Annotated in this window: 10 protein-coding genes and 1 tRNA gene; 2 read left to right on the top strand and 9 right to left on the bottom strand. The window is 61.8% G+C overall.

Features of this window, described 5'->3' with window-relative positions; all coding sequences use genetic code 11:
- Positions 1-3: 3 nt before the first annotated feature.
- The 5 genes from ACE3OA_RS17565 to ACE3OA_RS17545 form a co-directional block, all read right to left on the bottom strand.
- A complete protein-coding gene (locus ACE3OA_RS17565; RefSeq protein WP_374313120.1) occupies positions 4-1,356 on the bottom strand; it encodes a di-heme oxidoredictase family protein in 1,353 nt (450 codons plus the stop codon).
- Positions 1,357-1,414: 58 nt separating this feature from the next.
- The gene (locus tag ACE3OA_RS17560; RefSeq protein ID WP_374313118.1) at positions 1,415-2,914 is read right to left on the bottom strand and encodes a multicopper oxidase family protein; all 1,500 of its coding nucleotides are present in this window, start codon (positions 2,912-2,914) and stop codon (positions 1,415-1,417) included.
- Positions 2,915-2,974: 60 nt separating this feature from the next.
- On the bottom strand, positions 2,975-4,243 hold the full coding sequence (locus ACE3OA_RS17555) for an imelysin family protein (protein ID WP_374313116.1): 1,269 nt from the start codon (positions 4,241-4,243) through the stop codon (positions 2,975-2,977).
- A gap of 149 nt (positions 4,244-4,392) precedes the next feature.
- The gene (locus ACE3OA_RS17550) at positions 4,393-4,902 is read right to left on the bottom strand and encodes a hypothetical protein (protein ID WP_374313114.1); all 510 of its coding nucleotides are present in this window, start codon (positions 4,900-4,902) and stop codon (positions 4,393-4,395) included.
- Positions 4,903-5,011: 109 nt separating this feature from the next.
- The gene (locus ACE3OA_RS17545) at positions 5,012-5,944 is read right to left on the bottom strand and encodes a 2-hydroxyacid dehydrogenase (protein ID WP_374313112.1); all 933 of its coding nucleotides are present in this window, start codon (positions 5,942-5,944) and stop codon (positions 5,012-5,014) included.
- Positions 5,945-6,072: 128 nt separating this feature from the next.
- Between ACE3OA_RS17545 and ACE3OA_RS17540 the strand changes: the two genes are divergently transcribed.
- A complete protein-coding gene (locus ACE3OA_RS17540; RefSeq protein ID WP_374313110.1) occupies positions 6,073-7,410 on the top strand; it encodes an aspartate aminotransferase family protein in 1,338 nt (445 codons plus the stop codon).
- Between the two features lie 244 nt (positions 7,411-7,654).
- Complete coding sequence (locus ACE3OA_RS17535) at positions 7,655-8,191, top strand: N-acetyltransferase family protein (protein ID WP_374313108.1); 537 nt, start codon at positions 7,655-7,657, stop codon at positions 8,189-8,191.
- 149 nt (positions 8,192-8,340) lie between these two features.
- Here ACE3OA_RS17535 and ACE3OA_RS17530 read toward each other — a convergent pair.
- The 4 genes from ACE3OA_RS17530 to ACE3OA_RS17515 form a co-directional block, all read right to left on the bottom strand.
- A tRNA-Val gene (locus ACE3OA_RS17530) sits at positions 8,341-8,416 on the bottom strand.
- Between the two features lie 45 nt (positions 8,417-8,461).
- Positions 8,462-8,734 carry an HU family DNA-binding protein gene (locus tag ACE3OA_RS17525; protein ID WP_374313106.1) on the bottom strand — a complete coding sequence of 91 codons (273 nt, stop codon included), beginning with the start codon at positions 8,732-8,734 and terminating at the stop codon, positions 8,462-8,464.
- A gap of 159 nt (positions 8,735-8,893) precedes the next feature.
- Positions 8,894-11,305, bottom strand: a complete 2,412-nt coding sequence (gene lon / locus ACE3OA_RS17520; protein WP_374313103.1) for an endopeptidase La — start codon at positions 11,303-11,305, stop codon at positions 8,894-8,896.
- A gap of 354 nt (positions 11,306-11,659) precedes the next feature.
- Complete coding sequence (locus ACE3OA_RS17515) at positions 11,660-12,127, bottom strand: type II toxin-antitoxin system RatA family toxin (protein WP_374313101.1); 468 nt, start codon at positions 12,125-12,127, stop codon at positions 11,660-11,662.
- Positions 12,128-12,134: the final 7 nt, after the last annotated feature.

The raw sequence follows: 12,134 nt of genomic DNA, 5'->3' as shown, positions 1-12,134 counted from the left end.
CTTTCAAAGACTGGAGAGAAAGGAAATCAACGCCTGTCTATCTACAGCCGACAGGCCCGCAACATGGTCGCGCGCCGGCAGCGCCTCGCCGCCGTGCCACAGGATGGCCTCCAGGATATTACGGGCGCGGCCGTCATGAAGCAGCGTCCCGCTTCCCTGCTGGTCGACGGCCCAACGCAAGCCCCAGAGCGGTGCCGTGCGCCATTCGGCGCCCTCGGCATTGCCCTCCATGAGATCCTCGGCCAAGCCGGCCCCCATGTCATGCAGCAACAGATCTGTATAGGGCGCGATGTGACGTGTCGTGCCGCTGCCGTCAGGCCATTGAATGTCGTAGCCCGTCTTGTGGCAAGCCACGCAGCCAGCGGTCGCAAAGATATCACGGCCCTTTTTCAGGCTCTCTGGATCTGCCTTCTGCTTGGGGCCGGCCGGCAGCACAGCTTCAGCCACGAAACGGTCCAGCACCTTCATCAGGGTTGTCGAGACCTCAAGATCCTCGAATTGCGGCGAGGCGCCGCTCGGCGCAGTACGGCAGAGTTTCTGGCGGTCGGTGCATTCGCCGTAGGCATCCGGAAAGAGCGGCGTCGAGAGGCCCATGTCTGCCATGAAGGCGTGGGCGTTCTGCGCCTCCATCGACGGCTGCACTGCCTTCCAGCCGAAGCGTCCGAAGGACTTTCGATCCCCATCCAGCCAATGAACGCGGCCCGATATCCCGTCACCGTCGGCATCGTCCGGATCCGCCATGGCTTCAATGGTCGCAGCCGGAATGCGGTCGAGCGGCCCGATGCCGTGAATGGCCGGCGCCAGGCGGAGACCGGTCACCGTCTCAGGGGCCAGCGGTCCGTCCGGCAGGTTCGTCACGGCGACCACCGGCCGCTGCAACGCGACAATGGTGCCGTCGGCAAGCTTGGTTTCGGATGGCGCAAACGTAACCGCGAACTTGCCTTCGGGCGGGACGCCCCGCGCGGCCTCGGTCTGCAGTTGATGTCCATAGATCGGATCGGCGGCCCCATCCGTCTTCAACCCCAGGCGGACCAGGAGCGACGGGCTCAGCGACCCGTCCTTGTTGAAGACCGTCCCATGGGCACCGCCCGGATGGCAGGCGGCACAGGAGCGTGCGTTGAACATGGGACCGAGACCATCCGCCGCCTCTGTTGAGGATGGTGCCGAGACCCAGATGCGTTCGAAGATCGACTGGCCGAGAACATTCTCCATCCGCGCCACGGCATCGTCGCCCAGCGACGGGTCGCGAATGACTTTGACAACGTGATGATGCTTTGTGGAATCGTCGGCGTGGACGATCATCACGGGCATCATCAAGGTCAACGAGAACAGGATCCCCGCCGCCAACCGCAGCATCGCGGCACCCCGCATCCCGCGACGGTGGAGTGATTGGCTTTGGCCCACGCGCGGATTCTCACGCGACACGATAGATCCCCATCATGCCGGTTTCCTGATGCTCGATGATGTGACAGTGGATCATCCAATCACCGGGACTGTCGGCGACGAGGGCGATCTTCACACGTTCCTTGGGGGCCACGAGAGTTGTGTCGGCGAAATGCGGAACCACATCGCCCTTGTTCGAGGAGAGCACCTTGAAAGTATGGCCATGGAGATGCACCGGGTGAATATGCGGTGTCTGGTTGATGATCTCAATGATGTAGGTTTTGCCCTGCTGAAAAGTGACCAAGGGGGGCGGCAGCACCTCATGCGATTGGCTGGGCCAGGGCTGACCGTTGAGGGCCCAGAACGTCTTCGGCGTCAGGCAGAGCGCGTCGGCATAACGCAGGACAGATCCATCCGGCATGACGAGATCGGGCGGCAGTTCCGCTGGTGTCGAACTCGCGCTGAGGCGCAGCTGGAAAGTCTCGGCACCCTCCAATCTTGGTTCGGGAATGACCCCGCGTTTGAGGGGCGCCGGCACGAATGCCGGCTTTGCAAGCGGTGCGCCCTCCGCCTCAAGCTCCGCCATCACGATCGGCTGCGGCGCATAGTAATTGACCAGCTGGATGCGGGTGCCAGCAGCGTCGGGCATGCGCAAGGTAAGGTCGGCACGCATGGCCGGCCCCAGGCGCCAGGATTTCAGCTTCTGCGGCGGAAGCCCGTTGCCATCGGTGGCGATGACCCAGGCGTCGGCACCGATGACGCCGAGATCAACGATGCGTGACATATCGAGATTGAGGAAGCGGACGCGGATATCCCCGCCACTCGGCACCTTGAAGACCGGCTGCAGCTGGTCGTTGATGGTGCGATGGTCGCCGAATGTGCCTGCCTTGCTGGCGCCGGCATCAGTCATCATCGGCTGGTATTTGCCGGCACCATCGATGCGCCAATCGCGATATGCACAGACGAGGTCGTGATCATGCGGCCGCGTTTCGTCGCCCTCGACAATCAGAATGCCGGCGAGGCCATGGCCTAGTTGTTCCACGGTGTTGCAATGTGGGTGGAAGAAGAAGGTGCCCGTGTCCGGCGGCTGGAAGCGATAGGCGAAGCTCTCGCCCGGCATGACCGGTGGCTGGGTGAGATAGGGAACACCGTCCATGGCATTGGGGACCCGAATGCCGTGCCAGTGAATCGTCGTATGCTCGTGAAGCTGGTTGGTGAGCGTTGCTTCCAGCCAGGCACCCTGCTTCACGCGCAGGATTGTCGGGCCATCGGTGTAGTCGAGAATTTCGGTAGGCGCCGCGGGCGCTGCCGCCAATTGCCGCAGATACTGTTTCGCCGTCAGCGAAATGTGCTGCGGTCGTGCATCGGCCGGCATCGCGGGTGCTTGCGGGTAGGCCTGCTTGGCGCCCTTCCCGGCATCGGCGAACGCGGCTGCCCCGGCATAGCCGAGGCCGGCGCCAAGAACGACACCGCCGAGCGACTGAATCGCTCGGCGGCGGCTGATCGGGTTCTGACCCGGCAATCTAGGCATGACGCGCAAGGTCCATTCTGCGATCGCCCCGGATCCTTTCGGGGGCGATCTGTCTCCCTATTACTGGCTCACGGCCGAGGGATTGTCGAGACTATCCGAGCCTTCGACGGTGATCTTGAGGCCAAGTGCCGCAACAGCCGCCTCGACCGCGTGAGCCTGGGCAACGAGGGTCGTCACGACGCCATCGATGATCTTGTTGCCGGCCGCATTGTCGGCACCGATCATCTGGTCATAAGCTTCCTTGCCGCTGTCGGCGGTATCCTTCATGACCTGCATGGCCTTGCTGGCATCGGCCATGGCGGCGGTGACGCGGTCATTCACCTTGGCATCCTTGGCAGCAACTAGGTCCTTTATGCTGGGCCCCTTCACCACCGTACCGTCGAGGCGGGTGTAGCTGGCATTGTAGATGTCAACCATGCCGACCTGGTCGTAGTAGTGCGAGTTGTGGGTGTTGTCACTGAAGCAATCATGCTCCTCCTCGGGATCATGCAGCATCAGCCCGAGCTTTGTACGCTCGCCGGCCAGTTCGCCATAAGACAGGCTGCCAAGACCGGTGAGGATGCCGGCAAGGCCCGCCTTGGCATCGCCCTTGAGAAGGCGCTGGCGCGCGGCGCCGTCGGCAGTCCAGATCGCATGCATCTGACCGAGATCCTCGATCAGCAACTCGGTCGCGGCCTTGAGATAAGCGGCGCGGCGGTCGCAATTGCCGTTGCTGCAGTTCTTGGTGTCGTAATCGGTGGCCGGCCGGTTGCCCGCACCTGGGCCGGTGCCGTTGAGATCCTGGCCCCAGAGCAGGAATTCGATGGCGTGATAGCCGATCGCGACGTTGGCCTCGTTTTCGCCAACCTCTTGCAGCGATTGCAGCAACTTTTTGTCGATCACGGTCGCATCGACCTTGTCGGCGCCGATCTGCAGCTGCTTATTGGCAATGACGTTGAGGGTGTAGAACGGGTTGCTATCGGAACTGTCGCCATAGGAGGCGCCGTCGACATAATCGATCAGGCCTTCGTCCAGCGGCCAGGCGTTCACCAGGCCTTCGAGATCGTCGACTTCCGGGTTGCCGAAGCGAAAACCTTCGGTGCGCATATAGGCCGGGCGGGAATCGATCCAGGCCTGGCGTGCCGCCTTGAGATTGGCGTCGGTCGGCTCGGCGATAAGCTTGTCGACGCCAGTCTGGAGAGCGCCCGCGGAAGCAACGGCGTCGCCGAACATGGCTTCGGCAATATCGGCATAGGTCTTGAGCACCGCCGCCTCGTCCGGCGCCTCGGCATTGGCGCAGCCGGCCGCGAGAAAGCCAATTCCCAACAATACCGCGGCCGATCCGGCCATCGTTTTCCGCCCTTTATTCATGTTCCCCTCTAAAGAATTGCGAATGGAAATGCGAAGCATGCGCAATTATCTAGCCGAAGCCACTCATATTTGCAACTCATTCGCATTTACACAAACTTGGGCAGGGAATGGACGCTGGTGGCCCGGGTTCAGGCGGCTTTAGCCTCTTTGGCCTGCAGGCTGGTCATACGCTCGATTTCCGCCCAGGCGGACCGAACGGCTTGGTCGGCCTCGGCACTGCTCTCCTTGCGCATATATTCGCGCAGGCCCCGGTGGAAGCCACGGATATGCTTGTCCACTTCCATCTTATGGCGGCGCAGGAAGTCGCGGCGGAACAGGATCCGCTTGATAAGGTCGAGGGACATATCCTCGTCCGGCACCGAACTGACGATGGCAAAGGCGGCGCTGACCAGGGCGAAACGCTGCGCCGTCTCGTTCTGCATGTCGTAAAGCACATCCAGGCCGTGTGCTTCCTGCTTCTGTTCCTTCTCGGCAATCAGCACGCTGGCTTCCGGGCTGCCGCCGGACACATGGTGCATTCGCTCGTTATATTCGAACTCGAGCGACATCACGGCATGCTCTGCCCGCTTCACCTCTTCATAGGCAAGGTCGAGTTCCGCTTTCGCCTCTTCAATCAGATGATGCCGTCTGATCGCCAACCGGACTTGCTCCCATGCTTCGCCGAACCCACGAGGGCTGGACGCCGCCAGCATGCCCTGCAGCTATTAAGGTGAGGTTAAGCTCCCTCTGCTAACCCCCTGAACAGGATCAATATCCTTTCCTAACATCGACCTGATTGAGCAGCGGCCGGCCAGTCATGGCGCGGCGATAATTTTCCAGGATGTCGTCGGCGCCGGTCCCGGCTCGGGTGATTGCCGCGACGTGCGGTGTCAGCGTGATCTGCGGATGATTCCAGAAAGGATGCGCCTCAGGCAGCGGCTCTTCGCGAAAGACATCGAGGACGGCGCGACGAAGACGGCCGCTTGACAGCGCGGCGAGCAGATCGGCGTCATTGAGCTGCGCACCGCGACCGACATTGATGAGCACCGTTCCGTCACGCAGATGGGCGAACAGCTTGGCATCCAGAATGTTCTCCGTCTCGGCCGTCAGCGGCAACAGGCAGATGAGGATATCGAGGTCCTTGAGGAACGCCGGCAGGCTTTCGGCGCCGGCGAAACTTGCAACACCCATGCCGGCTTCCTTGGGCGAGCGGCTCCAGCCGCGCATGGAGAAGCCTAGCCCCGCCAGCTTGACGGCGATGTCGGTCCCCAGCGTGCCGAGGCCGAGGAGGCCGACATGGCAATCCTCCGCCCGGCGCGGCATCGTCTCCAGCCAACGAGCTTCCCTTTGCGCCGCGCGCAGCTCCGGTCCGCGCCGCCATTCGTCGAGGACCTGATAGACGACGAACTCGGTCATGCTGCCGGTCAGACCGCGATCGACCATGCGCGCAATCGGCACGCCATGCGGCAGCCCCGCGGAACGCAGCAGATGGTTGACGCCGGCCCAGGTCGACTGGATCGCCCGCAACTTGGGAAAGATGGAAAGGTCACCTGGAGAGCGGCCACCAACAATGACGAAATCGACCGCTGCCGGATCACCCCAATCCGGCCAGAAGCGGATGTCGAGCGTAGGCTCGAGCGCGCGCAGGGAATCGGTCCATTGCGCCGCCTCATCCGCTTCCGCCGCATATAGAATCGACATCCTATCCCCTGCTCCCCCGCTGGTACGAACGACTTCGCTTGACTTAAGGTCAATCGCCTTGGCATGACCGATGGCATAGCAGCCAAAGGGAGCACTGAATGTCAACCGCGGCCAAAAAAGACAAAGTTATGGATTGGGAACCCGGGCAATTGCCCAAGGTCGATTACGGCCAGGGCTGCTATATCTTCGACACCAACGGCAAGCGCTACCTGGACGGCTCGGCGGGTCCGGCGGTCTATGCCCTGGGCCATGCGCATCCGGAGGTGAACGACGCGATCAAGGCGCAGCTCGACCGCATCGCCCATGGCTATCGCTACACGTTTACGAGCGATCCGCTGGAGGAATTGACCGCGATCGTGGCAGAGCGCTGCGGCGGCGGCCTGAAGAACATGACGTTCAATTCAAGCGGTTCGGAAGCAGTCGAATCCGCCCTCAAGATCGCACTCCAATACCAGACGGCGATCGGGCAGAAGAGCCGGCGCCTGTTCATCAGCCGCGAACGCTCGTGGCACGGCAATACGATGGGCGCCACGTCGATTTCAGGCTTCGCCGCGCGGCGGGCTGCCTTCGAGGGCGCGTTGATGCCGTCCAACCTGCTCTCGCCAGCGAATATCTACCGGCCGCCGTTGGGCTATCTCGCCAAGAGCGGCGGCAAGATCGATCCGGTCGAGGTCGGCCGCTATTGCGCCCAGGAGCTTGAAGACAAGATCCTGGAACTGGGGCCGGAGCGCGTCGCCGGCTTCGTCTTCGAACCGGTGGTGGGTGCCGCCGGCGGCTGCGTTCCCGCACCGCCAGGTTATGCCAAGCTGGTGCGCGGCATCTGCGACAAATACGGCGTGCTGATGATGGCCGACGAGGTGATGTGCGGATCCGGCCGCACCGGCACCTGGCGGGCGCTTGAGCATGACGGGGTGGAGCCCGACATCATGACTGTCGCCAAGGGCCTCGGCGCCGGATATGTGCCGCTCGGCGGCACGATCTATCACGACCGCCTCAAGGGGCCGATGTTCGCCAAGGATGGTGGATTGCTCACCGGCCACACCTTCACCGGCCATACCTTGGCCTGCGCCGCGGGCGTCGCCGTGCAGAAAATCATGCTGCGCGACCATCTGGTCGAGAAGGTGCATGACGACGGCGTCTATTTCGAGCAATTGCTGCGCGCCGCCTTCGCTGACCACCCACATGTCGGCGACGTGCGTGGCCGCGGCTTCTTCTGGGCGATCGAGATGGTCAAGGACCGCGCCAGCAAGGCGCCCTTCGATCCGGCGCTGGCGGTCTATCAGCGCCTGCGCGACCGCTGCTTTGCCAACGGCCTTATCTGCTATCCGGTCGGCGGCAATGTCGATGGCAAGGCCGGCGATATCGCCATCATGTCGCCGCCCTATATCGCCACGCGCGACGAGTTGGCGACGATTGTCGAGATCATGAAGGCTAGCCTCGATCAGGTCCTGAGCGAACTAGGGTAAGCAAAAAAGCCCCGCCAGGTCAGTTTGCCCGCATTTGCGCACACGATGATGGAAGGGTGGTTATCCTTTTTCAAGGATTTGCCTGTTATAGTGGAATTGTGACGGTGAAGGGCGGCAGTTCCACAACTTTTGCCCCATACCCGCCAGAGCAATTCCACGGACCATCTCGACCCCCTAAAGCAACTCGCCGGCATCCCCCGATGCCGGCGTTTCCTTTTCGTGGCAAAGCGCCCATCATCGGGCCATGCAAGCCGACCAGGACAGGCCGCTCGCCAGCATACGCATTGCCCGCGCTGAGGATGCCGGCGGCATCGCCCGCGTGCATGTCGAGAGCTGGCGCGACGCCTATGCCGGCCTCCTTCCGGATCGGCACCTGCTGCAGCTTGATCCCGAACGGCATGCCATCGGCTGGACGCGCACCCTCGCACGCGCCGATGATCGCCGTCATACGCTCGTCGCTACTGTCGACGACGACATCGTGGGCTTCGCCACCTTCGGCCCCGGCCGCGAAGGTCGCCCGAATGGCGAGGGAGAGATCTACATGCTCTATATCGCGACAGACTGGCGCGAGCGCGGCATCGGCAGGCAGCTGCTCCAGGGCGCCTTCGTCGCGCTGTGGGAGATGGGCAACAAGGCAGCGAGCATCTGGTGCCTTGCCGAGAACCATGCTGCCGTAGGATTCTACAAGCGCCTGGGCGGGGAACGCATCGCGGCACCGCGTGCCGAGAATGTCGCCGGCGGCGTCTTTCCGGTGGTCGGGTTCCGCTGGGAACTGCATTGAGCGGGCAAACATATCTGCGAGAAATGGCGCAGCCTGCTGAGCAGAACATAGCGTTCTGCCACAACGCCCAGATCACAATTCTAGGAAATTCTGCGCGTTGCCCTTTGGGCTATGGCGCGGCCGCCTTCACTCGCTCGGCGCGCGAAGGCTGGTGGGCGATGACGGACTCGAACCGCCGACATTCTCGGTGTAAACGAGACGCTCTACCAACTGAGCTAATCGCCCCCAGAATGCAGACTCTGTCGTGAGCCTGCTCCGGTACTAAGTCACTTAATTGATCGCGTCCTTCAGGCCCTTGCCGGCCTTGAACTTGGGCTGCTTGGACGCGGGGATCTGGATTTCCTCGCCCGTGCGCGGGTTGCGGCCGACGCTGGCCTCGCGCTTGGCGACATGGAAATTGCCGAAGCCCACCAGACGCACTTCCTGCTCGGCCTTCAGAGAGCGGGTGATGGCATCGAACACGGAATCGACGGCCTTGGCGGCGTCGGCTTTGGAAAGGCCCGTGTCCTGGGACACTTCGGCGATGAGATCGTTCTTGTTCACGGATAACCCCTTTTTCTTACTGGATCGCTTGAGCCCTGCTCGCCCATCCCCGCAAGAAGGCGCGCGGATATTAGAACCGGGTCGCCCCAAAAATCAATCACGGCGCCAAGGGTTTTTGCCCTTGGCGCCGCGATTTAATTGAGACAAATCAACGAGAGTTCAATGGGTAACGATGCCGCCCACTTCGTCTTCACCGTCTTTCTTGACGGTATGATCGACTTCGGGCGGTTCGACCCACTCGATCGGCGTCAGCGGATTGACCAGGGCGTTCTTCAACACCTCGTCCACCGCCTGTACCGGAATGATCTGCAGGCCTTTCTTCACATTCTCCGGAATCTCGGCCAGATCCTTTTCGTTTTCACTGGGGATCAGCACCGTCTTGATGCCGGCGCGAAGGGCCGCCAACAGCTTTTCCTTGAGGCCGCCGATCGGCAGCACACGACCGCGCAAGGTGACCTCGCCCGTCATCGCCACGTCGCGGCGGACCGGGTTGCCGGTCAGCACCGAGACGATGGTGGTGACCATGGCGATACCGGCTGACGGACCATCCTTGGGCGTCGCACCTTCCGGCACGTGCACATGGATGTCCTTGCGATTGAAGATCGTCGGCTTGATACCGAATTCAACCGCGCGCGACTTCACGAAGGATTCGGCGGCCTGCACCGATTCCTTCATCACATCGCCGAGCTTGCCGGTCGCGATCACGCGGCCCTTGCCGGGCACGGTGACGGCTTCGATGGTGAGGATCTCGCCACCGACTTCCGTCCAGGCAAGACCGGTCGTGACACCGACCATGTCGGTGAGTTCGGCCTCGCCATAACGGAACTTGCGCACGCCGGCATATTTGCCGAGGTTGCGGCGGTTGATGGTGACCTTCTTGAGATTCTTCATCAGAATCTCTTTGATCGATTTGCGCGCGAGATTGGCAATCTCACGCTCCAGGCTGCGCACGCCGGCTTCGCGCGTGTAGTAGCGCACGAGGTCGCGAATGGCATCCTCGGACAGCACCCACTCGCCCTTTTTCAGGCCGTGATCCTTGACCTGTTTCGGGACCAGATGGCGCATGGCGATTTCGACCTTCTCATCCTCGGTGTAGCCGGGGATGCGGATGATCTCCATGCGGTCCAAAAGCGGCTGCGCCATGCGCAGGCTGTTGGCCGTGGTGATGAACATGACATCCGACAGGTCGTAATCGACCTCGAGATAATGGTCGTTGAAGTTCACGTTCTGCTCGGGATCCAAGACCTCAAGCAAGGCCGATGACGGATCACCCCGATAATCCGAGCCCAGCTTGTCGATCTCGTCGAGCAGGAACAGCGGATTGGACGATTTCGCCTTCTTCATCGCCTGGATGATCTTGCCGGGCATCGAGCCGATATAAGTGCGACGGTGACCGCGGATCTCAGCCTCGTCACGCACGCCGCCGAGGCTGATGCGCGAGAAGGTGCGGCCCGTGGCGCGCGCGATCGACTTGCCGAGCGAGGTCTTGCCGACGCCCGGAGGACCGACGAGGCACAGGATCGGCCCCTTGATCTTCTTCTGGCGCTGCTGCACGGCCAAATATTCGAGGATGCGCTCCTTGACCTTTTCGAGGCCGTAATGATCCTCGTTGAGGACCTTTTCGGCCAGGCGCACGTCGCGCTTCACCTTGGTCGGCTTGTTCCATGGAATCGACAGCAACCAGTCGAGGTAATTGCGCACGACCGTGGCTTCGGCCGACATCGGGCTCATGCTGCGAAGCTTCTTCACTTCGGCCATGGCCTTCTCGGCTGCTTCCTTGGAGAACTTCGTCTTCTTGATGCGATCTTCGATTTCGGCCACTTCGTCGCGGCCTTCCTCGCCCTCGCCGAGTTCCTTCTGAATGGCCTTCATCTGCTCATTCAGATAGTACTCGCGCTGGGTCTTCTCCATCTGCCGTTTGACGCGGCTGCGGATGCGTTTCTCGACCTGCAGGACGCCGATCTCGCCTTCCATGAAGGCATAGACCTTCTCCAGCCGCTCCGCGACCGTGGCGCATTCGAGGATTTCCTGCTTCTCGGGAATCTTCAGCGCCAGATGCGAAGCGACCGTGTCGGCAAGCTTCGCCGCGTCTTCGATCTGGTTGATCGAAACCAGGACCTCAGGCGGGATCTTCTTGTTGAGCTTTATGTACTGCTCGAATTGCGAGACGACAGAACGCGCCAGCGCCTCGACCTCCTTGCCTTCGATCTGACCGTCGACGATCAGCGCCGCTTCCGCCACGAAGAAGGCGTCGTTGTCGACGAACTTCGTAATGCGGGCGCGCTGGCCGCCTTCGACCAACACCTTGACGGTGCCATCGGGCAGCTTGAGCAGCTGAAGGACGGTACCGACCGTACCCACCTCATAGATGTCGCCGGCGCCGGGATCATCCTGGGCGGCGTTCTTCTGGGTGGCGAGGAGGATTTGTTTGTCCTCCTTCATCACGTCCTCGAGGGCGCGCACGGACTTCTCGCGGCCGACGAAGAGCGGCACGATCATGTGGGGAAACACCACGATGTCCCGCAAGGGCAGGACGGGATAGTTCTGGGTCTTCGGGGAGCTCTCGGACATGTTGATTCTTTGCGCCTTTTCTCACTAGCGGCAGACTATCCCTGGGACCTACGGCCCGCAACCTCGGGCCGTTAGCCTCGCTCATCCAACTCCTCGACCAAGCGGCGCATCAAGGACCTGAACTCTCGGGACAGTACCGTCTTTCCGTTAACAATTTGGGCAACCCTTAACGCGCATTCAAGTGCGACGTGCACGCGGTGGCAGCCTGTTGAAATTGCAACCCTTTTCAGTACGCAATTCCCGGGCCTCCGGACCGTGCGCTGGGCCGACTCCGCCCGTCTCACCTAAGGCAGGGCGCGCAGAATCCTGCAGGAACAAGGCGAAGAGCCGCTTTCCTGAGAAAGGACGGCTCGCCTATTCGGAGATTCGGGCCGTGGCGCCCGGGCCATAAAGCTGCCGGGCACGGCTCTCAAAGGCGGCAACCATCCGCTTCACTGCTTCGTGAAAGAGCACGCCGATCAGTTTCTGCAGCATGACCGACTTGAACTCGAATTCCAGATAGAAGCCGATCCGGCACTGGTCGTTGCCGATATCGGTGAACGTCCAGTGATTCTTGAGATAGCGGAAGGGACCGTCGACAAACTCGACATCGATCCGCAGATCCGGTCGATTGAGCCAGACCTTGCTGGTGAACTTCTCACGCACCATTTTGAAGCCGATCATCAAATCGGCCAGGATCATGTTCTCCCGCGCCTCGCGGATGCGGGCGCCGGTGCACCAGGGCAGGAATTCGGGATACTTGGCGACATCGGCCACCAGGTCGAAAATCTGGTCAGGCCGATACGGAAAGATCCGCTCTTCGGTATGCGTGCGCGCAGTCATGACGGCT

The sequence above is a fragment of the Dongia sp. genome, assembly GCF_041906375.1.
In the GTDB taxonomy this organism is placed as follows: domain Bacteria; phylum Pseudomonadota; class Alphaproteobacteria; order Dongiales; family Dongiaceae; genus Dongia.
Note: the sequence above shows the minus strand (reverse complement) of the source record. Positions and strands in the feature narration are given on the sequence as shown.